This window comes from Conchiformibius kuhniae DSM 17694 (assembly GCF_000428785.1).
GTDB classification, from domain to species: Bacteria; Pseudomonadota; Gammaproteobacteria; order Burkholderiales; family Neisseriaceae; genus Conchiformibius; species Conchiformibius kuhniae.
The window spans coordinates 165073-186630 of the sequence record NZ_AUAP01000001.1 but is presented as its reverse complement, the minus strand read 5'-3'; the positions used below and the strand labels follow the sequence as shown (position 1 = coordinate 186630).

At 54.6% G+C, this 21558-nt stretch carries 21 protein-coding genes; 4 read left to right on the top strand and 17 right to left on the bottom strand.

Annotated features, from left to right (window positions below; translation table 11 throughout):
* Window positions 1-2 precede the first annotated feature (2 nt).
* Window positions 3-302, bottom strand: a complete 300-nt coding sequence (locus G392_RS11720; RefSeq protein WP_156900750.1) for an HLGFF motif protein — start codon at window positions 300-302, stop codon at window positions 3-5.
* 99 nt (window positions 303-401) lie between these two features.
* Here G392_RS11720 and G392_RS0100965 point away from each other — a divergent pair, with 99 nt between their 5' ends.
* Together G392_RS0100965 and G392_RS11715 are read left to right on the top strand one after the other, a co-directional pair.
* Window positions 402-1250, top strand: a complete 849-nt coding sequence (locus G392_RS0100965; RefSeq protein WP_034334116.1) for a DMT family transporter — start codon at window positions 402-404, stop codon at window positions 1248-1250.
* Window positions 1251-1427: 177 nt separating this feature from the next.
* Entirely contained in the window at window positions 1428-2474 is a 1047-nt protein-coding gene (locus G392_RS11715; protein WP_034334114.1) for a serine hydrolase, read from the top strand.
* Window positions 2475-2849: 375 nt separating this feature from the next.
* Here the strand turns inward: G392_RS11715 and trpD are convergent, their stop codons facing one another.
* A complete protein-coding gene (gene trpD, locus G392_RS0100950; RefSeq protein ID WP_027008708.1) occupies window positions 2850-3899 on the bottom strand; it encodes an anthranilate phosphoribosyltransferase in 1050 nt (349 codons plus the stop codon).
* A 111-nt stretch (window positions 3900-4010) separates the two neighbouring features.
* On the bottom strand, window positions 4011-4562 hold the full coding sequence (locus G392_RS0100945; protein ID WP_027008707.1) for a hypothetical protein: 552 nt from the start codon (window positions 4560-4562) through the stop codon (window positions 4011-4013).
* Window positions 4563-4788: 226 nt separating this feature from the next.
* Between G392_RS0100945 and G392_RS0100940 the strand changes: the two genes are divergently transcribed.
* The gene (locus G392_RS0100940; RefSeq protein WP_034334112.1) at window positions 4789-6453 is read left to right on the top strand and encodes a phospho-sugar mutase; all 1665 of its coding nucleotides are present in this window, start codon (window positions 4789-4791) and stop codon (window positions 6451-6453) included.
* Window positions 6454-6487: 34 nt separating this feature from the next.
* Here the strand turns inward: G392_RS0100940 and G392_RS0100935 are convergent, their stop codons facing one another.
* From G392_RS0100935 to G392_RS13460, 6 genes are all read right to left on the bottom strand, one after another.
* A complete protein-coding gene (locus tag G392_RS0100935; protein WP_027008705.1) occupies window positions 6488-7207 on the bottom strand; it encodes an SDR family oxidoreductase in 720 nt (239 codons plus the stop codon).
* Between the two features lie 94 nt (window positions 7208-7301).
* Window positions 7302-8609 carry a hydroxysqualene dehydroxylase HpnE gene (gene hpnE / locus G392_RS0100930; protein WP_034334194.1) on the bottom strand — a complete coding sequence of 436 codons (1308 nt, stop codon included), beginning with the start codon at window positions 8607-8609 and terminating at the stop codon, window positions 7302-7304.
* Entirely contained in the window at window positions 8606-9457 is an 852-nt protein-coding gene (gene hpnD / locus G392_RS0100925) for a presqualene diphosphate synthase HpnD (protein ID WP_027008703.1), read from the bottom strand. The genes hpnE and hpnD overlap by 4 nt, the downstream gene beginning before the upstream one ends.
* A 239-nt stretch (window positions 9458-9696) precedes the next feature.
* Window positions 9697-10893 carry an N-acetylmuramoyl-L-alanine amidase gene (locus tag G392_RS0100920; RefSeq protein ID WP_027008702.1) on the bottom strand — a complete coding sequence of 399 codons (1197 nt, stop codon included), beginning with the start codon at window positions 10891-10893 and terminating at the stop codon, window positions 9697-9699.
* Window positions 10881-11342 carry a tRNA (adenosine(37)-N6)-threonylcarbamoyltransferase complex ATPase subunit type 1 TsaE gene (tsaE, locus tag G392_RS0100915; protein WP_027008701.1) on the bottom strand — a complete coding sequence of 154 codons (462 nt, stop codon included), beginning with the start codon at window positions 11340-11342 and terminating at the stop codon, window positions 10881-10883. Before tsaE ends, G392_RS0100920 begins: the two co-directional genes overlap by 13 nt.
* Complete coding sequence (locus tag G392_RS13460) at window positions 11311-11547, bottom strand: hypothetical protein (protein WP_156900749.1); 237 nt, start codon at window positions 11545-11547, stop codon at window positions 11311-11313. Before G392_RS13460 ends, tsaE begins: the two co-directional genes overlap by 32 nt.
* Window positions 11548-11667: 120 nt before the next feature.
* On the opposite strand from G392_RS13460, the gene G392_RS11710 reads away from it, so the two are divergent.
* Window positions 11668-11922, top strand: a complete 255-nt coding sequence (locus G392_RS11710; RefSeq protein WP_034334110.1) for a hypothetical protein — start codon at window positions 11668-11670, stop codon at window positions 11920-11922.
* 59 nt (window positions 11923-11981) lie between these two features.
* Here G392_RS11710 and rplT read toward each other — a convergent pair whose 3' ends face one another.
* From rplT to thrS, 8 genes are all read right to left on the bottom strand, one after another.
* Window positions 11982-12341 (bottom strand): 50S ribosomal protein L20, encoded by a 360-nt coding sequence (gene rplT / locus G392_RS0100905; protein WP_027008700.1) that lies wholly within the window; start codon window positions 12339-12341, stop codon window positions 11982-11984.
* Between the two features lie 13 nt (window positions 12342-12354).
* Complete coding sequence (rpmI, locus tag G392_RS0100900) at window positions 12355-12552, bottom strand: 50S ribosomal protein L35 (protein ID WP_027008699.1); 198 nt, start codon at window positions 12550-12552, stop codon at window positions 12355-12357.
* 143 nt (window positions 12553-12695) lie between these two features.
* On the bottom strand, window positions 12696-13217 hold the full coding sequence (gene infC / locus G392_RS0100895) for a translation initiation factor IF-3 (protein ID WP_084165892.1): 522 nt from the start codon (window positions 13215-13217) through the stop codon (window positions 12696-12698).
* Between the two features lie 254 nt (window positions 13218-13471).
* A complete protein-coding gene (locus G392_RS0100885; RefSeq protein WP_027008697.1) occupies window positions 13472-14287 on the bottom strand; it encodes a transporter substrate-binding domain-containing protein in 816 nt (271 codons plus the stop codon).
* 100 nt (window positions 14288-14387) lie between these two features.
* Complete coding sequence (locus G392_RS0100875; protein WP_027008696.1) at window positions 14388-16982, bottom strand: restriction endonuclease; 2595 nt, start codon at window positions 16980-16982, stop codon at window positions 14388-14390.
* A gap of 17 nt (window positions 16983-16999) precedes the next feature.
* Window positions 17000-18640 carry a site-specific DNA-methyltransferase gene (locus G392_RS0100870; protein ID WP_245571903.1) on the bottom strand — a complete coding sequence of 547 codons (1641 nt, stop codon included), beginning with the start codon at window positions 18638-18640 and terminating at the stop codon, window positions 17000-17002.
* A 726-nt stretch (window positions 18641-19366) separates the two neighbouring features.
* On the bottom strand, window positions 19367-19597 hold the full coding sequence (locus G392_RS0100860; RefSeq protein WP_027008694.1) for a hypothetical protein: 231 nt from the start codon (window positions 19595-19597) through the stop codon (window positions 19367-19369).
* A gap of 14 nt (window positions 19598-19611) precedes the next feature.
* Window positions 19612-21513 (bottom strand): threonine--tRNA ligase, encoded by a 1902-nt coding sequence (gene thrS / locus G392_RS0100855; protein WP_027008693.1) that lies wholly within the window; start codon window positions 21511-21513, stop codon window positions 19612-19614.
* Window positions 21514-21558 lie beyond the last annotated feature (45 nt).

Genomic DNA, 21558 nt, shown 5'->3' with positions numbered 1-21558 from the left:
TGTTACACCATGCCCGTCATGTCGTTGAGAAAAAAAGTCTGCCCGCCGACGCACAGCCTTTCGCGGCACAATGTGCCGACCGCCGCACCGTCGCCGTCCCGCACATACGCGGTGTCGCCGTCCGCATGCCAATACAGCGCGGCACGCTGCCATTGCGCCAACGCCGCCGACCATGCCGCGTAAGCCGGCGGCGCGTCTGCCGCCCGCACCGCGCACTGACCCACGCCCACTTCTTCATTATCCAACAAAAACAAACCCAAATGCGTGCCGTCTTCGGCAGCCAAACTGAAACAGCGCATCATCACCCGCAAAAAACATGATTAATCTGCCATTGTAACTTTTTTTGCCCGCACCAAGCGTATAATTACCGTTTTTGACACGCGACAACATTGGCACACGGTATGCAGCAGGACAAACTCGGTTCGGGGTGGATGGTGGTTGCCGCCTTTTTTCTCACGCTGATGGGCGCGGGGGTGAAAACCGCCGGCAACCGTTTCGGCATGCACCTGTACGAGCTGGTGTTTTGGCGGATGGCGGCGGGCGTGGTGATTTTGGGCGGACACGCACTGTGGCACAAACGCGATTTTTGCACGCGCTACCCCAAACAGCACCTGTGGCGCAGCTTGGCGGGCACGGCTGCACTGCTGCTGTTTTTCTACGGCATGCTGCACCTGCCTTTGGGTACGGCGGTAACCCTGAACTACACTTCGCCGTTTTTTCTGGCGCTGCTGTCGGTGCTGCTGCTGAAAGAACGCCCGCCGCTTCGGGTATGGCTGGCATTGTCGGCGGGCATGGCGGGGGTGGTGGTGCTGTTGCAGCCGTCTTTCAGCGCGGGGCAGACTTGGGACGCGCTGTTGTGTTTGGCAAGCGGGGCGGGGGCGGGTTATGCCTATTTGAAGGTGCGCGAGCTGTCGCTGCTGGGCGAACCGGCGTGGCGCATCGTGTTTTATTTTTCGCTGACGGCGGCGGTGGTTTCCGCCGTGGCGGCAACGGCGGCGGGCTGGCACGCGCCCGATTGGCAGAGCCTGCCCGTGCTGCTGGGCATCGGCATCAGCGCCACGCTCGGGCAACTGGCACTCACCCGCGCTTATCATGTCGGACGCAAATTCACCGTGTCGGCGCTGTCGTATCTGACGGTGGTGTTGTCCGCGCTGTTGGGTGCGGCGTTTTTCGGCGAAACTTTGGGCGGGTGGGACGTTGCGGGCATGATTTTGGTGATTTTGGCGGGCATCGCCGGCAGTTTGCGCTAATTTGCAACAGTTTACATTGTAAAATCGCCCGAAAATGCCGCCAAAGCCGCGCCGTTGCTGCATCTGCCCTGCCCGCGTGGTATGATGTTTACAGCTTGGCATTGATGCACAAAGCGGTTTTTTGTATTTTTGTTTTTTCAGATTCAGTTTTATTCAGTTTTGTAAAGAGAGGATGTTATGCAGCACAAGCGTTCCCGTTCCGCCACCCTTACCGCCACTTTGATGTTGGGCTTGAGCCTGCCCGCGCACGCCGAAGACGCGCTCGGTCAGTTTCTCGACCAGAATTTCCCCACCATCTACGCCGCCGAAAGCGATGACGACCCGATTCGCGCCTTTGCCGAACGCCGCCAAGCACAGGCGTCTGCCGCGCAAAATGTGGTGCACGTGCAGCCGGCACTGAACCACAATTTCCAACCTGCGGTGGAAAGCCGCCGTTCGTTTGCAGAAACGTTCAACAGCAACAATCCGTCTTCGTATGCCTATGTGCCGATGTTGAACGCCCGTTCCGCCTTGGTGATGCACGCCAATACGGGCAAAATCCTGTATCAGAAAAACATGGACGCCGTGCGCTCCATCGCTTCGATTTCCAAGCTGATGGCGGCGATGGTGGTGCTGGACGCCAATTTGAACATGAACGAGCAGATTACCATCACTGCCGCCGAAATCGACCGTTTGAAAGGCACGGGCAGCCGCCTGTCTGTCGGCACGGTGCTGACACGCGGCGAGCTGCTGCACTTGGGGCTGATGAGCAGCGAAAACCGCGCCATTCACGCACTCGGGCGCACCTATCCGGGCGGCATGGGCGCATTTGTGGCAGCGATGAACGCCAAAGCCCGCAGCTTGGGCATGAGCCGAACCCGATTTGTCGAGCCGACCGGCCTCGACCCGCGCAATGTCTCCACCGCCCGCGATTTGAGCCTGATGGTACGCAGTGCCAACAACTACCCGCGCATCCGCCAATTGAGCACGTCCAACTACGGCTCGGTATATACCAGCGCGGGCAAAACCCAAACCTACAAAAACACCAATGCCTTGGTACGCGAAGGCGTGTGGAACATCAGTCTGCAAAAAACCGGCTACATCCGCGAAGCGGGGCGTTCGATGGTGCTGCAGGCGCAAATGGGCAAAGACCCTGTGGTGATTGTAGTACTCGGTTCGGCAACCTCCGCCAGCCGCGTAAACGATGCCCGCGCCCTGCGTAATGCGATTCAAACACCGCTCTAGGCGAAATAAAATCAGCATCATACAAAAAATGCCGTCATTCCCGCGAATGCGGGAATCCGCTGCCCGATAACCTGCAAGCCATGTTTTATTCAGGTTTGTTTGAATTGGTTTTGGATTCCCGTCTGCGCGGGAATGACGGCGTAGTGATTTTTCAGTCAATTGATGACGCGCCCTAAATCGTGCCATCGTTCGGATTTTCCACTGAAATCAATTTAATCCACAAAACACCGTCATGCCCGAACAGGCGGGAATCCACTGCCCGATGCTTGGCAAGCCATGTTTTATCAAGGTTTGCCGTGCTTCGGCTTGGACTTCCGCCTTCGCGGGCATGACGGTGCAACGTTTTTTCGGTCAAATGACGACACGCGCCAAATTTCAGGCAGGTGCGTCCGTTTCCGCCAAGCGGCGGCAGCAGTCGATAAATGCCTGTTGTTTGGCTTGCGCCGCGCCGCTTTCCAAAGCCGCACGGGCGCGGGTCATGCCGTCTGCCAAGCTGTTTGCCGCACCCGCCGCATACAGTGCCGCCGCCGCGTTCAGCAGCACGATGTCGCGTGCCGCGCCGTCTTCCTTGCCCGCCAACACGCGGTTCATCAGCGCCAGCGATTCCGCCGCATTGTCTACCCGCAGAGCGTCCAAATTTTGATAACGCGGCACACCGAAATCTTCGGGGCAAATTTCGTATTCGCGCACCGTGCCGTGATGCAATTCGGCAATGTGGGTCGGGCCGGTAACGGTGATTTCGTCCAAGCCGTCGCTGCCGTGCACCACCAAAACGTGTTGCGCTCCCAATTGCTGCAATACCCGCGACAAAATGCCGCACAAATCGATGTGGAACACGCCCAAAAGCTGGTTTTTCGCGCCCGCAGGATTGGTGAGCGGCCCCAAAATATTGAACAGGGTTCTGAAGCCCAATGATTTGCGTACCGGCGCGACATGGCGCATCGCCGCATGGTGGTTCGGCGCAAACATAAAGCCCACGCCGCACGCCGCCATGCCTTCGGCAATCTGCTGCGGCGACAGGGTTAAAGGCACGCCCATCGCTTCGACCACTTCCGCCGCCCCGCTTGAAGACGACACCGAACGTCCGCCGTGTTTCGCCACCTTCGCGCCCGCCGCCGCCGCCACAAACATGGCGGTGGTGGAAATATTGAAGGTTTTCGCGCCGTCGCCGCCCGTACCGACCACGTCCACCCAGCCTGCCGTGTCCGCCAACGGCACTTTCAGGGAAAACTCGCGCATCACCGCCGCCGCCGCCGCAATTTCCGACACCGTTTCCACCTTAATCCGCAAACCCGTCAGCAACGCCGCCAACTGCTCCGGCGGCACTTCGCCGCGCATGATTTGGCGCATCAAATCGGTCATTTCGTCATAAAACAGCTCGTTGTTGTCAATCAAACGTGCCAAAGCCTGTTGGGGGGTAATCACGGCAAATGCTCCAAAAAAAACGGCGATTCTAACCCGTTTTGGCGGGCGCACCAAACACAAAACCGCATGACGGCAAATCCATCATGCGGTTTCGGGGCGAAACGCCCTGTGTTACATACGGCTCAATTCGCGCTGCAGGGCTTGAATGTTTTGCTGGCGGTCGAGTACCGCGCTTTCGAGCTGGCGCACACGGCTTTGGTGTCCGGCATCGGTTTTGCCCGACAGCACCACGCGCCCGTCTGCCAATGCCTTTTGTGCGGCAGCCAAGGCGCTGCGCTCGTTGGCAAGCTCCTGCTCCAAAATGGTGCGGCGGCCGCCCGATTTGGCGGGATTGGCTTTCGGACGCGCCACCGCCACGGCAGGCAGGGGACGCGGCGCGGCTTGGCGTTTCACCGTTACCGGCACGGGGCGGGCGATGCGGTTGCGGCTGCCGTGCGCGTGCTGGACGGGAACAACGGGCGCGGTCTGATTTTCGGCAACGTTGTCAAGTGCGGGTTTGGGTTTGGCGGCAGTATAGGTGCCGATTTGTTTGCCCAGATTGGCATAGCCCTTGGAACCTTTGGACTTGTCGGAATAGCAGCCGGGCCCGCAACTGTACACTTTCGCATCAAGCACGGGGCTGACGGCAGCAGCCAAAGTTAAGATAAACAAGGGTTTTTTCATGGTTGTTCCTCTTCCTCGCGTTTGAATCGGGAATGTTGGGTTTCTTTAAATTGTGCGGATTTTACCACATGATTTGTGCCAATCAAGTAAAATCGGGTAAAAACAAACAAAGATATTGACTCGAACCGCGCTGACGGTAATGATGTTTTTCTGATACACTGCGGCGGCGGCACACGGTTGGCCGCTTCTTTGCGTTTGATTTGCACAACCGGATTCAGGATACGATATGGACAAAAATTTGCTCGATTTGCTCGACCGCGCCTGCCGTTGGGCGGTACAGGACCCCGATGCCGAAACCCGCGCCGAGCTGGCGGCACTCATCGGACACGCCGAAGGCGGCGACGCCCAAGCACGACACACCTTGGCAGCGCGGTTTGACGGGCGTTTGCAATTTGGCACGGCGGGTTTGCGCGGGCGTTTGCAGGCAGGCCCGCAGGGCATGAACCGCGTGCTGGTGGCACAGGCGGCGGCGGGTTTAGCGGCGTATCTGCGTGATTTTGACGCTGTGCCGAGCATCGTTATCGGCTACGACGGGCGCAAAAATTCCGCCGTATTCGCGCAAGACACGGCACAAATCATGGCAGGTACGGGCATCAACACCATGCTGCTGCCCCGCGCCCTGCCCACGCCCGTGTTGGCGTATGCGCTGCGCCGTTTGGACGCATCGGGCGCGGTGATGGTTACCGCCAGCCACAATCCGCCCGAAGACAACGGCTACAAAGTGTATTTGGGCAAAAGCAACGGCGGCGGACAAATCGTCGCCCCCGCCGACCGCGACATCGCCGCGCAGATTGAACGCGCCGCACAGGGCGACATCCGCGAACTGCCGCGCAGCCGCGATTACACCGTTTTGGGCGATGATATCGTTGCCGAATACGTGCGCGACACCGCCAAACTCGCCACCGCGCCGCCCGCGCCCCTGAACTACGTTTACACCGCGCTGCACGGCGTGGGCAAGGAGGTATTGCTGCACACGCTGCAAGCCGCCAAACTGCCCCTGCCCCGTCTGGTTGCCGAACAATGCGAACCGGACGGCGCGTTTCCCACCGTGCGTTTTCCCAACCCCGAAGAAGCGGGCGCACTCGATTTGGCAATAGCATTGGCATGCCAAAGCGGTGCGGAGCTGATTCTCGCCAACGACCCCGATGCCGACCGCTTGGCGGTTGCCCTGCCCGATGAAGCGGGACAATGGCACACCCTGCACGGCAACGTCATCGGCTGCTGGCTGGCATGGCACGCCGCCCAACGCGCCCGCGCCGAAAACCGCACCGGCACACTCGCCTGTTCGCTGGTGTCCACCCCCGCCTTGGCGCGGATTGCCGCCGAATACGGCTTGGACTACGCCGAAACCCTGACCGGATTCAAATACATCGCCAAAGTGGACAATCTGCTGTTCGGCTTTGAAGAAGCTCTGGGCTACCTTGCCGACCCCGACAAGGTGCGCGACAAAGACGGCATTTCCGCCGCCATCGCCTTTTTGGACTTGGTAAACCATTTGAAACAACAGGGCAAAACCCTGTCTGACTACGCCGCCGAGTTTACCGCCCGTTTCGGCGCGTATGCCAGCGCACAGGTTTCCGTCCGCAGCCGCGACAACGCCGCACTGATGCAATCGCTGCGCCAAACCCCGCCGCCGCAGCTCGGCAGCCATGCCGTTACCGGCTGCGAAGACCTGCTGCAAGACACGCAACGCCGCAGCGACATTCTGATTTTCACACTGGCGGGCGGACACCGCCTGATTGTCCGCCCTTCCGGCACCGAACCCAAAGTCAAATTTTACTTGGACACGCACGGCGACACCCCGCTTGCCGCCACGCAAACCCTGACGGATTTGGAAACCGCCCTGCGCGAACTGCTGCGCGGCGACACCTACGGCAAACAGGATTGCTGACAAAAACGGCGCGTTTCACCACGCGCCGTTGCATTTACAAATAAACGATTTCGCCACTGCGTCCGCGACTGTCCGCCCCCAGCCAATACACAAAATCGGGCATGATTTCGCCCATGTCCCTGCGCTCCCGCGCCGCTTCGCCGGGGTGGGAACGCACACGCTGCGGCGAATTGATGCGTCCGGGCACCAGCACATTGGCACGCAAATTCGGAAAACGTTCCCACTCGTCCGCCACCGCCTTGCACAAATAATTCAACGCCGCTTTGGACGCACCGAAACCGCCCCAATACGCCTGCGGGCGTTCGCCATGACTTTCCCCCACAAACACCACCGAAGCATCGGACGATGCCCGCAGCACCGGCAGCAACGCCCGCGTCAAACCCATCGGCGCAACCGCATTGACACGGTATTGCTTCACCCATGCGGCAACGGTTTGGCAATCCAACGGCGACAACGCGTCAAAATACGCGGCACAATGCACCACGCCGTCCAAACGCCCTTCGGTGGCAAGGGCAACGGTTTGCGCCAACTGGGCAAAGCCCTCTTCTTCGGCAGATGCCAAATCAAAGCACACCGCAAACGGCTCGGGTGCGCCGCTTGCGACAATATCGTCATACACCTGTTCCAATTTTTTCTGACGCCGCGCCGTCAAAATCACCGTTGCGCCCGCCGCCGCACAGGCTTTTGCCACCTGTTCGCCCAAGCCTTGCGATGCGCCGGTAATCAGAATGTTTCGGCCGTTCAAACTGTTCATCAAAATCTCCTTTCGGTTGGCAGCCCCGCCATCAATGGCAATAAAAAATGCGTGCCGTCATGAAAATTTTTTCAATGCAAACCAACAAAATCCATCAAAACGCAGCGTCCGCACGCACGCCCCAATCGTGCAAGCACTGCCGTGCCGCTTCGCTGCCGCTTTGCACCGCCGCTTCCAAAGTGGCGGGATAACGCGGGTGCAGCCAGTCGCCCGCCGCATACAGCCCCTGCGCCCGCCACGCCGACACATCGGGCAGCACCCGTCCCGCTTCGGCGGCAACGGTGGCGCGTTTTTCGGTAATCACCTGATGGGCAACGGCTTCTCCAAGCTGCGGACACACACGGCGCACATCGGCACACACCCGTTCGTACCACTGCCCGGGCGCATCGATGCCGTATTGCTCCGACACGCTGATGACGGCGGCGATTTCGTTCGCACCGTTCAAACGGCTACGGTCAATCAGCCAATGTGCCGTGCCGTCCGACACGCCCGTCATCACGGCGGGCAGGCGCACGCGCTCGCGGTAACGCAGGTACACGGTGGTGATGGCATGGTGGCGCATGGCGGCGAAGGTGTCTGCGTGCGGCGCAAACAGGGCTTCGGGCAACAGCGCGGCAAGGTGTTGCGGCGCAACGGCAAGCACCGCCGCATCAAATGTGCGTCCTGCCAAGCGGTACGCGCCGTCATCATCGCGCCGCAGCCGTCCGATGCGGCATTGCGGCACAAATTCACCGCCGTGCGCGACCAGATAACGCAGCACGGGTTCGACAAAAAACGCGCCCAAATCCCGATTCGGCAAACAAAAATCGCTGTCGCCGCGCTTGCGCCACACCCCATCTGCCAACACGTTTGCCAGCACCCGCAGGCTGGCGGTTTGCACGGGCGTGTTCAACGCCGCCAACACCAAAGGTTGCCAAAACTGCGCCACCGATGCCGCGCACACCTGCCGCGCCCGCAACCATTCGCCAACCGTTTGGTCGGGCAAGCCATTTTTGTGCCAATGCCGCAAAGCCCGCATGTGGCGCAACAGCCCGTATTTGCGGTGTGCGGGCAGATTTCGGGCAAACAACACGCCCCACAGCAAATGCAGGGGCGCGGGCAGGGGCGCGGTGTGCAGCTTCATGCCCCCGTGCATCTGCCAATTCATCGCTTCGCGCCGGTGAGCCGTTTCCGCACCCACGCGCCGCAATAAGTCAAACACGCCGTGATACGCGCCCAATAATAAATGCTGACCGTTGTCCAAAAAGGAAAAACCGTTGCGCGATGCCACCGTCCGCGCCCGTCCGCCCGCCGTGCGCCCCGCTTCAAACAGCACCACATCGGCGTTGTCCGCCAAGTTTGCCGCCGCCGCCAAGCCCGCCCAACCCGCACCGACCACCGCCACCCTTGCCCGCCGCTTCACGGCGCAAACCCGCACAGCCAGATTTTCAATGCCAAACGCATTTTGCGCGGATTGGGGATTTTAATCTTGTATTTCAACACGTTTTCTCCACCGTCCAAGCGGATTTCCTGCAACAGCGCGTGGTAAATCCCGCCCATCACCAAGCCCGCTTTTTGCGCTTTGCGGTCGCATTCCGGCAACAAAGCCAAGGCTTCGCGATAGGTTTGTCCGGCACGGTCGATTTGAAACGCCATCAATTCGGCAAACGCGGGCGTGGGCGTTGCCGACAAAATCGTTTGGGCGGGGACGTTGAATCGCTGCAGTTCCGACATGGGCAGATAAATCCGTCCTTTACGCGCATCTTCGCCAACATCGCGAATGATGTTGGTCAGTTGCAGTGCCAAGCCCAAGGTTTCCGCATACGCCAGTGTTTGCGGGTCGCGAAAGCCGAGAATCCGCGCAATCAAACGCCCGACCACGCCCGCCACGCGGTAGCAATAGTATTTCAAATCATCAAATTCGGCATAGCGGACGTGGTGCAAATCCATTTCCATGCCGTTGATGATTTCGGTCAATTCGTCTTCGGGCAGGGCAAATTGCGCCGATACGCTTTGCAAGGCCTGATTGACGGGGTGTTCGGGGGTTTGACCGGCGGCAAAAATTTTGGCGGCATCGCTGCGCCACCACGCCAAGACGGTTTTGGCAACTTGGGCATCGCTGCAATCGTCTACCGCGTCGTCCAATTCGCGGCAGTAGGCATACAATACGGTTAATGCGTCTTTTTTTTCGGCAGACAAAAAACAAAATGCCGCCAAAAAGCTCGAACCGCTTTCGCGGGCTTTGCGGCGGCAATAGGCTATCGGAGTCATGATGGGTTGGTTTATTTGTTTGTTTTGATTCACGAAACAGGGAGCGGAGCGCGTTATGGTTGAAATGATTTATTGTTCATACAAGGCGGCGAGCCGCAAACAGTATGAATAATACGGCAAGGCGAGCCAACGCCGTATGGAAAATAAAGCATTTTAACCATATCCCTTGTTGTTGATGCGGGCAAACAATACGCCCTGCCGGTGTCCGCACCCGACAGGGCATGAAGCAATGTGCTCAATCAACGTCTTGCCAACACCGCCACGCCCAAATACTGTTTTACGCCGTTGGCAATGGCATGGGCAACTTTGCGGCGGAACGCCTCGCTGTTGAGCAGGGCTTCGTCTTGCGGGTTGGACAAAAAGGCGGTTTCGATTAAGATGGCCGGCACATCGGGCGCGCGCAATACGCCGAAACCGGCATATTGGACTTCGTTTTTCATTTTGTTGTGTTTGCTCATCTGGTTGAGTACGAAACGCGCCAAACGTTTGCTGTCGTTGATGGTTTGCGTTTGCACCATGTTCATCAATACTTGATTGACGTCTTTGTTGCCCCCCATATTGACGCCGCCGATGCTGCCTGCGGCATTTTCGTTTGCTGCCAGCAGTGCCGCAGCCGCACTGCTCGCCCCTTTTTGGCTCAACACATACACGCCGCCGCCACGCGGTTCACTGCTTTCCACCGAGTCTGCATGAATCGACACAAATAAGTCGGCTTTGGCTTTCTGCGCCAATACGGGGCGTTCCGGCACGGGAATGAAGATGTCGCTGTTACGGATCATCAAAACCTGATAACCTGACGCTTCCAAGAGTTTTTTGGTTTCCCTGGCAATGTGCAGGGCAATGTCTTTTTCACGAATCCGGGTGTTGCGCCCGATGGCGCCGGGGTCTTTGCCGCCGTGTCCGGGGTCGAGCATCACCAAAGGACGGCGGTCGCGCTTGACGGCCGGCGCATCGGCGGCCGGTTTGCGGCTGTCCCAAAACGCCCGAATCGGGTCGCCCGGCTTCGCCGCCACCGCCACAGGATACAAATCCACCACCAAGCGGTGTTTGACATCGCCCTCGGGCTGCAAACCGAACACTTTGGGCAACACCCGCCGTTTCAAATCAAACACGATGCGCACGGTGTTGCCGTCTTTTTGCGCGGTGCGGATGTTGGCGATGTAGGGGTCGTTTGCCGGCAGCTTGCCCGCCATATTGCCCAAAACCGGATTCAAATCCGCATCTTCCACATCGACAACCAAGCGGTAGGGATTTTCCAGCATAAAATATTTGTAGCGCAGTTTGCCGTCTGCTTCCACGCTGACACGGGTATAGCTTCTATCGGAAGCAATGCGCACCGCCACAAAACGGTTGCCCGCCGCACGGCTGCCCAACGCCATCACCAACAAACCGCCCGCCGATGCCCCCAACAACACACGCCGACTCAATTTTGCCATAAATCCAAGCTCCGTTTACCTTGTTCGCTGCGTGCCGACACAAGGCAGTTGCGCCCCTGTCCGCACACGAAAAATTCAAAAACCAAATCCGCCGCCGGCACCAATGCCCCGCCCTGCTGCGGCCACTCAATCAAACACACGCAATCGGGCGCAAACAATTCGCCCAAACCCGCATCGTCCCACTCATCGGGCGAAGCGAAGCGGTACAAATCAAAATGATGCACGGTTTTTCCTGCCAAAACATAGCTTTCCACCAGCGCATAAGTCGGGCTTTTGACCGCGCCGGCATGCCCCATGCCGTGCAGCAGCGCCCGCGCAAACGTGGTTTTGCCCGCACCCAAACCGCCCTGCAAATACACCACGCACGGCGCGGACAACACGGGCGACCACGACCGTGCAAACGCCGTTGCCGCCGCTTCATCGGCAAGAAAAATATTCGGTTGCGCCATCAGCTTCTTTCAACATCGACCGCCCCGTCGCCCCACCGAGCGTGCCGTCATTTAAATTTTCCCATTGAAAATCAGTGAAATACAAAAACACGCCGTCATTCCCGCGCAGGTGGGAATCCACCGTCCGATAACCTGCAAGCAATATTTTATCAAGGTTTGTGGGAATTTGTTTTGCATTCCCGCCTGCACGGAAATGACGGTGCAAAGGTTTTTCGGTTCATTGACGGCACACCCCAAACACCCGCCGCCCAAATCGTTATTATATAATGTTTCCCCTATCTGCCGAAAGATTTTTTCTCCCCAACCCAACCATAAGGAACCCATCATGCCCGCCCGTTTTTCCCCCGCCCTGCTGCTTGCCCTGTGCGCCTGCCAAACCGCCCTGCCCGGCGATATTTATTTTGACGCACACGGACAAGCCGCCGATGCACCCGTCAAAGGCGGCTACTACCGCAAAATACTCAAAGCCCACGCCCGCCAACAATACACCGTACAAGACTTTTACAGCGACGGACGCGCTTACGGCACAAGCAAACGCCTGACACATCAACAACTTGAAACCTTCCGCCCCCAACCATAACGGCAAAAAACAGGAAACCTCCCGTTGAAAGTTTCCTGTTTCACATCATCTGGAAAAACTCAAGCAGCCAAAGCCGCTTTGGCTTTTTCCACCAACTGCGCGAATGCGGCTTTGTCAAACACCGCCAAATCCGCCAACACTTTGCGGTCCAGCTCGATGGCGGCGCGTTTCAGACCGTTCATGAACTTGCTGTACGACAAGCCGTGCAAACGCGCACCCGCATTGATACGGGCAATCCACAACTGGCGGAACTGGCGTTTGCGTTGGCGGCGGTCGCGGTACGCATATTGACCGGCTTTCATCACCGCCTGTTTGGCGATGCGGTAAACGTTTTTGCGGCGGCCGCGATAGCCTTTGGCAAGCGCGATGACTTTTTTATGACGGGCGCGGGCGGTTACACCGCGTTTTACGCGAGGCATGGTTCAAACTCCTTTAAGCGTAGGGCAACATTTTGGCAACAGAAGCCAAATCACGTTCGTTCACCATCGTGGTGCCGCGCAATTGGCGTTTGGTTTTGGTGGTTTTTTTGGTCAGGATATGGCGTTTGAACGCATGGGCGCGTTTCACACCGCCGTTACCCAGTACTTTAAAGCGCTTTTTCGCGCCCGACTTGGTTTTCATTTTGGGCATGGGAAAACTCCGTAAAATTTGATAAGGCATCAGGGGATTGCCGCAGCAATGCTTGACCCAAACACCACGCTTTTATGCCGTCTTTCCAACAACAAACGTCTGCCCGCAGACGGCGTTGTGCGGGCAAACGCGAAATTATAGGCTTATTTTTTCTTCGGCGCAACCATCATCACCATCTGGCGCCCTTCCATTTTCGGGAACTGCTCCACCGTGCCGATTTCCGCCAAATCTTCCTTTACGCGCTCAAGCAGTTTTGCGCCGAGCTGCTGGTGCGCCATCTCGCGCCCGCGAAAGCGCAAGGTAACTTTGACCTTGTCGCCGTCATTCAAAAAACGGACAATGTTGCGCATTTTGATGTTGTAATCGCCGTCATCGGTACCGGGACGGAATTTGATTTCCTTGATTTGCACCTGCTTTTGCTTTTTGCGGGCTTCGTCCCGTTTTTTGGACTGCTCGTATTTGAATTTGCCGTAGTCCATCAATTTGCAGACGGGCGGTTTGGCGGTGGGGGAAATCTCCACCAAATCCACGTCTTGCTCGCCTGCCATGGCAAGGGCTTCTTTCAGGGAAACAACGCCGAGCTGTTCGCCCGAACCACTGATTAAACGCACTTCTTTGGCGGTGATTTCGCCGTTGATTCGTGCTTCGCGTTCTTGTGCGATGATGAATGCTCCTATAAAAATTTCAAAAGTCAATACGTCATATTGTAAAACATATTAAGCAAAAAGGGGAATTTTTTTCGCTTTCGTATGGAAAAATTAATTTTCAAAATCAAACCAATTATTTAACAGCATACATGACGCGCATCATTCCCATTTTTCTGCTGAAAATCAGTGCAACATCAACATAAAAAACGCCGTCATTCCCGTCTGCGCGGGAATGACGGCGCGGTGTTTTTTGAGTTAATTGATGACGCGCCCTAACGCCCGCCCGGCAGACGAATCCATTTGATGGCGATGCGGTCATATGTGCCGTTGCTGCGGACGGTGTCCAAGCCGCGATTGATTTTTTCCATCAGCGCGGCATCTTCGCGGCGCACCGCAAACACAAGGTCGCGTTCGGGCTGGTTGGGCAAATCAATGGTTTTTACCGGAATTTCGGCACGTTTGCCCGAGCGGCTGTAATAAGAAAACACCATGTTTTCCGCCAGCACGCCGTCTGCCTTGCCGCCGTAAACCTGCGCGGCAGACAAGGGAAAGGTGTTGCTGACAATGACTTTATCGGGCGAGCCGGTCAGCTTTTCCGCCAATTCGACCGCTTCCGGGCCATCGAGCTTGTTTACGCTGATGGTTTTGCCGCGCAAATCCGCCACATTCCACTGCTGCCCTTTGTCCAGCATGCCGACCACCAAACGGCTTTTGAGAATCGGGCGGCTGAGTGCCATTTTTTCCCGCGCTTCGGGCGGCACGCCGAAAGTCAGGCTCAACACATCGCTCTTTGCGCCGAAAAGCTCCGCTTCCCACATCGGCATCAGATAACGGTTGGTTTCAACGGTAAAACCTTCCGCAGCGCCGACTGCCGTCAGCAAATCCCGCTCAAAGCCGACCAATTGGCTTTTTTCGTTCAAGGTGCTGATTGGCGCGTAATCGCCCGACATCGCCAAGCGGACAACGCGTTTTTGCGCCGTGCCGGCAGGTGCGGCGGACGCGCTTGGTTCACCGGCGGTTTTGCCCTTGTCGGAACATGCGGCCAACACCAGCAGGGGGGCGAAAACCGCCCACAGATATTTTTTCATGGCTTTAGCAAACCGAGTGTTGATTTTCCGTATTATCCGCAATCCGCACCCAATCGGCAAGCGCACAAAGTACACCGGACAACATTTCGCCCGCCGCCATTCAGCGCAAATCCTCCAATTTCGCCACCACGCAGTAGGCAATGCCGTCCAACTTTGCAAAATGCTTTTCGGCACAAACAATTTTCTGCCGTTCGGCTTCGCGCAATTTGTCCGTGTCCACACCGTCCTGAATGCCCCTGCCCGTGTTTTTGGTTTCGGCAACAAAATACACTTTTTCGCTATTTTTCATCACCAACGCCCAATCGGGATTATAATTTCCGACAGGCGTGGGAATTTTGAACCAATTGGGCAATTTGAAATACAACACCACATCTTCATGATTTTCGCAATCGCGGGCAAAGTTTTTTTCCGTATCCGAATTCAAATCAATGTAATTGTTCACAATGGTTTTTTCTGCATTGCTTACTTCAAAAGTATGCTGATTCAGAAAAAATTCCGCACCGTTGGCTTCCCGTTCGCGCCAATCTGCCAAACTTTGCTCATAACCGCTTTCAGGCAGCTTCACATATTCAATGCCTTCCACCATCAAACCGTGCAATGCCAACAGGATTTTTTCCGCCGCCAAATCAACGAAAAGCTGCGGATTGTTCGGAATCTCGCCAATCCGTCCCGACTGCATCAAAATCTCAAACAAAGTCTGCCGCGTTAAATTGGTTTTTTGCTGAATGTGCTGCAACACATCGGGAATATCATGTTCAATATCCATATCTTCACTTTGAGAATGGATTTGCTCGCCCCAAATTCCGTCCGTTTGGCTTTGGTACAATTTTGCTGTTCGCGATGCGGTTTGTACTTTTTGCACGGCGGGCATTCTGTCCAACAGTTTGGCGGCTTCGCGTATCAAATCCTCACGCGCAAAATCCACACGGTAGCGCGTTTTATGCTGCAATTTCTGCCAAATTGCCACAAAAACAGGGTCAAGCGTAAAGCCTTGGCGGAATGTTTGATACACACGCTGCCGGTGATTTTTCAAATAATTGTTGCCGAAGCGGATACCGCACTCGTCTTCGTATTCTTTTTGCAGATTGGCGGCAAACATTTCGTAGCTTTCATTCGGAATCACCGTCAGCACATTCACGCTTTCATCGCGCACCCGTTTGCCCTGCTGGTTCACCGCCAAACGCAAACCGCGCCCGATTTCCTGCCGTTTTTTAATCGGCGAACGGGTTTCGTTAAACGTACAGATTTGAAACACATTGGGATTGTCCCAGCCCTCTTTCAGCGCGGAATGCGAAAAAATAAAGCGCAGAGGCGAATCAAACGACAACAATTTTTCCTTGTCGCGCATAATCAAATCGTAGGTGTCCTCGTCTGCCTTGCTGTTGCCGTTGGTGTCTTTGTCTTGCGAAAAATAGCCGTCATGCACGCCGTCCGCGCTTTCGCCCGTTTCGCGTTGATAGATTTCCGCAAACCAACGGGCAAATTTCCCACCGTTGCGGTAATTCGCCACTTTATCAATAAAAAACAGCGACAACACTTTGATGCCTTTCGGATTCAGGCGTTTTTCCTTGTGCAGATGCTCGCGAATGGTGGCTTCCATCTGTTTTTTCATCACCGCATCGCGCACCGCGTCATCGTTTTCGCCTATCGTCAAAACCGTTCCGCCCGAAAACGAAATCCTGCCGTTTTCCGCATCCATACCGTTCACGATAAAGCCGTGCCGATAGCTTTCGTTACCGTTGGATTTGTCAAACAAATCATTTCCTTCTTTGGCAGTAACGGTTTTCTTCACAACGGCTTTTTTATCGCGGTAATGAATTTCCACTTTGGCAGACGGTTTCTTGTTTTTACCGTAAACGATTTCCTTCAACGCCACATACGCACCATTGACATCGTTTTTCGCCAACACCGATTGCACCACAATCTGTTTCACCAATTTTTTGTTATAGGCTTCAATCGGATTCAGGCTGTAGAGCTTGTGATAAGGCTGTTTGTGGGTGGCGGAATAGCGCAGTACAAACAATGGATTAAGCGCTTCAATCGCCTGTTTTGCCAATTCCGTTTCCATATTTTGCGGTTCGTCCACCATCACAATCGGGCGCGTGTCGCTGATTTGTTTGATGGGTGCTTCACCGCTTTCATTGACGCGGTTGATGACGTTGCCGTCTTTTTTAAACGCATCAATATTCATCACCAAAATTTCAATATTTCGGTTTTGTGCGAAGCCGCGCAAAATATGCAGACGTTTGCTGTCATAAACATTGGCATTCACCACAGGTTTGTCAAACCGATTGGCAAAATGTTCGCGGGTGGCGCGTATGCTTTGCACCACGCCTTCGCGTATCGCCACACTTGGCACGACAATCACAAACTTTTGCCAACCGTAGCGGCGGTTCAATTCAAAAATGGTGTGCAGATACACATAGGTTTTGCCCGTACCCGTTTCCATTTCCACGGAAAAATTCATGCCGTATTGCCCGATTTCGGTTTCGGGCTGCCTGAAACGGCGTTGCACCGCATTCAGGTTTTTACCGATTTCGTGCTGCGGCAAATGCAAACGGTTGGCAGACACGACAAACGCGCCTGCGTTGCCCCATTCGAATTGATGGGCATGATTCGGTTCGCCGACAAACAAATCCGCCACCGCACCAATGGCTTCTTTTTGATAATCCAGTTGTTCAAATTGCAATTGCATGATGTTTTCCCTTCGCCTTACAGGGTTTCAAACTCAATGCCCGCGTCTTGAAGCTGCAAGGCGAAATTGGCTTTGGCGGCATCGTCTCCCGCAAACACGCGGTCGAGCGCAAACACTTTTTGCGGCTGTTCTGCCAACACCGTATCCGTCAGGCTACCTGAAAACGTTTCCAGCAGCAGCACCACTTTGCGCGTGCCTGCTTCATTGTTCAGCCACACCACGCCCTTATCGTCAAAACGCATCGGGTCGGTAAGCTGAAAACCCAAACGCAAAGCCAATTCGCAAGCCAGTTGTTCCAAAGAAGCGTTTTCGTCCACAACATTTTGAAACAACGCCAATTCCGCTTGCAAACTTTCCGCATCGCGTTTTTCGGGATTGCGCCATTGCTTGAATGCGCTTTCGGCGAGTTTGAACACTTTAAAGCCCGTGTCCACGCTTTGCCCGTCTTTCAGGCTGGCTGAAATGTATTTTCCTGCGCGGCGGATGCGTTCTTTGGCGATTTCGGCAACGGTAGTGAAACCTGCTTTGCGGGCTTCGGATTGTTCGTCTGTTTCTTCGGGCAATTGCACGCAAATATAACGGCGTTTGCCGCCGTCTTCGGCGTTTAATTGCATGACGGCGTGGGCTGTGGTGCCACTGCCTGAAAAGAAGTCAAGGATAAGGGAGCTACTATCTTCGTATGAGATAGATTGAATGAGAAATTTAATTAAATTACTTGGTTTTGCATAACTGAAGTAATTGAAACCAAACAATTTTGCTTGTTCATCTGTGGCATCTTCATTTGTGCCAACAGAATAGTGGTTAATAGTTAGCAAGTTATGAATTTTCTTGATTTCTCCACCGCTTTTGATGTGGTTTGGGCGGAATGGAATTTTGCTGATTGTGATTTTCTCTTTATTGGAAAAGATTTCATTCAGTTTTTCTTGAGAATATCTCCATTCTCCCCAAAGCGTAAATTCGTTAGCATTTATACCATTTTGAATAACCAACTCTGTTTTCAAAATGGTTTTGATATTACCATCGGACATATCTTGTGGTTTGACAACTCCATCTGGCATAGAAGTGAATTGCACACTTCCCATTGGAAATGTTAAATCTTGTGCTGTATTTCCTGCATTATTAAATGGATATTTTTTTCCTTGTTCAGTTAAATCAACAGAAAATGCTGAAGTATCAGATTTGCTTTTAGCATAACATGCAATGTATTCAAACTTTGAACCCAAATTTGTACCTAAAAAAGACGGCTTCTTTTTCTTTTCCCATACAAATTGACCAACAAAATTCTCCGCCCCAAACACTTCATCACAAAGCAATTTCAATTGCGCCTGTTCGTTATCGTCAATGCTGATAAAAATCACCCCGTCATCGCGCAACAGGGTTTTTGCCAAATGCAGGCGCGGCAGCATCATGGAAAGCCAACGGCTGTGGTAGTGTCCGTTGTCTTTGGTATTTTTACGCAATACGCCTTGAAACACGCCCGTGCGTTTGATGTAGCCGTTTTCATCTTTGTCGCCCACACGTTTGGCGTATTGTTCGCGGGTTTCGGCGAATTTGTCGGGGTAGATAAAGCTGTCGTTGCCCGTGTTGTAGGGCGGGTCGATGTAAATCATTTTCACGCTGTTTGCATAGGCTTTTTGCAGGATTTTCAGCGCGTCCATGTTTTCCGCTTCGATAAAGACGTTGTGCGTGGTGTCAAAATCCACGCTGTCGGCGCGGCAGGGAATCAGGGTGTTGAAAGGGGGCGATTGCAGGGCGCGGTAGGCTTCGCTTTTGCCCGCCCAGTTGAGTTGGTAGCGTTCGTTGTGGTGGCAAAGGTTGTTTTCGCCCAAGATGAGTTTGAGTTTCTCAAAATCGATTTGGTTTTCGCAAAAGATTTCGGGAAAAATCTGTTTGAGTTTGTTCAGGTTTTCAGATACAATGCTATGATTGTTCAGTATAATTTGGTTGGTTGGTTGGTTGGTTGGTTGGTTGGTTGGCATTTTTGCACCCTATTGGTTTTCAAATAAAAAAGTTTTTTAAAAAAGCAGCTTGTTTTGCAACAATTCGGGCTGCTTTTTTGTTGCGTCAATGAAAAACGAACAGACCAAAAAATTTACGCTGTTTCGGACAAGAGCGTGCCATCAATTGACCGAAAAGCTCTGTACCGTCATTCCCGCGCAGGCAGGAATCTAAAACACTTTCAAATAAACCTTGATAACACATCGTTTGCCAAACATCGGGCGATGGATTCCCGCCTGTGCGGGAATGACGGCATTCTTTATATTTCACTGGTTTTCACCCGTTTTTCGCGGAAGGCTTGTTGCAGGGCTGCGGGTTTCGGGGTGGGCATGATGCGTGTTCCTTAATAAGGGTTCAAATATTTTCAGGCTGCCTGAAAGCGGGTTTCAAGCACCAAACGCTTTGGAAAAGCCAATCAGCAACACGCCCAACATCGCTAAAGAACTGATTAACTGTGCAAAAGCTTGGCTTTGTTTTCGGTTCATGCCCAAACGCTTGGCAAGTATTTTGGTCAGCACGAACGAAACCAGCATCACCATGCCCGCCACAACAATCCATTTGCCGAATACATACAAGGGCTGAACGGCAGTATTAACCGTTTGGCTTAATTGCGACATTTTGAATCTCCATTTCAGCCGTTCAATTCATCTTGCAATTTGGCGATAAATTCGTCCACATCCATCGCGCCCAAGTCTTCCGCCTTGCGGCGCACGGCGATTTGACCGTTTTCCTTTTCCTTTTCGCCGACAACGATTTGATAGGGGTAACGGTATTGGCTGTTGTCGCGGATTTTGTAGCCGATTTTTTCGTTACGCAAATCCAGTTCCACGCGGAAACCGGCTGCCTGAAGTTTGGCGGCGACTTCGCGGCAGTAATCCGCCTGTTTTTCGGTGATGTTCATCACCACCATTTGTACGGGCGCGAGCCAAAGCGGGAAGGAACCCGCGTGTTCTTCAATCAAAATGCCGATAAAGCGTTCCAGCGAACCCAAAATGGCGCGGTGCAGCATCACGGGGCGGGCGCGGCCGTTGTCTTCGGTAACGTATTCTGCGCCCAATCTTTCAGGCAGCACGAAATCAAGCTGAATCGTGCCGCATTGCCACGAGCGTCCCAATGCGTCTTTGATGTGGTACTCCACTTTCGGGCCGTAAAACGCGCCTTCGCCGGGCAATTCCTGCCACTCGATGCCGCAAGCGGTAAGCGCATCGCGCAAGCCTTGTTCGGCTTTGTCCCACGTTTCGTCCGAACCGGCGCGTTTTTCGGGGCGCAGCGACAGTTTCACGCTCACGTTTTCAAAGCCGAATTTCCGGTAGATTTTCATCACCAATTCGTTGAATGCTTTGGCTTCTTGGGTAATTTGTGCTTCGGTGCAGAAAATATGTGCATCGTCTTGCACAAAGCCGCGCACGCGCATCAAGCCGTGCAATGCGCCGCTTGGTTCGTTGCGGTGGCAGGAACCGAATTCCGCCAAACGCATCGGCAAATCGCGGTAGGAACGCAGGCCGTGATTGAACACTTGCACGTGTCCCGGACAATTCATCGGTTTGACGGCGTATTCGCGTTTTTCCGATTGGGTGGTGAACATATTGTCTTTGTAGTTTTCCCAGTGTCCGGATTGTTCCCAAAAGGATTTGTCGAGAATTTGCGGGGTTTTGATTTCACGGTAGCCTGCGGCGTCCAGTTCGCGGCGCATGTATTGCTCGATGGTTTGCCACAACGTCCAGCCGCGCGGGTGCCAGAACACCATGCCGGGGGCTTCGTCTTGCAGGTGGAACAGGTCTAATTGTCTGCCCAATTTGCGGTGGTCGCGTTTTTCCGCTTCTTCAATGCGTTGGATATAGGCTTTCAAATCGTCTTTGCTTGCCCACGCCGTGCCGTAGATGCGTTGCAGTTGTTCGTTGTTGCTGTCGCCGCGCCAGTATGCGCCCGCCAGTTTGGTGAGTTTGAAGTGTTTGAGAAAACGGGTGTTGGGAACGTGCGGGCCGCGACACATGTCCACATATTCCTGATGGTAATACATGCCCATCGCTTGCACGTCTTCGCCCATGTCGTCAATCAGGCGCAGTTTGTATTCCTCGCCGCGCTGCCTGAAAATGTCGCTTACTTCGGGGCGCGGGGTCATGATTTTGACGACATCGTAGTCTTGCGCTATCAGTTCTTTCATGCGCGTTTCAATGGCGGCAAGGTCTTCGGGGGTAAAGGGTTTGTCGGTGGCGATGTCGTAGTAGAAGCCGTCTTCAATCACGGGGCCGATGACCATTTTGGCATCGGGATAGAGCTGTTTGACGGCGTGTCCAATCAGGTGGGCGCAGGAGTGGCGGATGATGTCCACGCCTTCGGGGTCTTTGGGGGTGATGATTTGCACGGCGGCATCGGCGGTAATCGGGTCGCACGCGTCCACCAACACGCCGTTCACTTTGCCAGCTACGGTGGCTTTCGCCAAGCCCGTGCCGATGTCGGCGGCGATTTGGGCAACGGTAACGGGGGCGGGGAATTGGCGGACGGAACCGTCCGGCAAAGTGATGTTAATCATGGGGATAACTCCGGTAAAGGTAAAATGTCGGGCTGCCTGAACGCG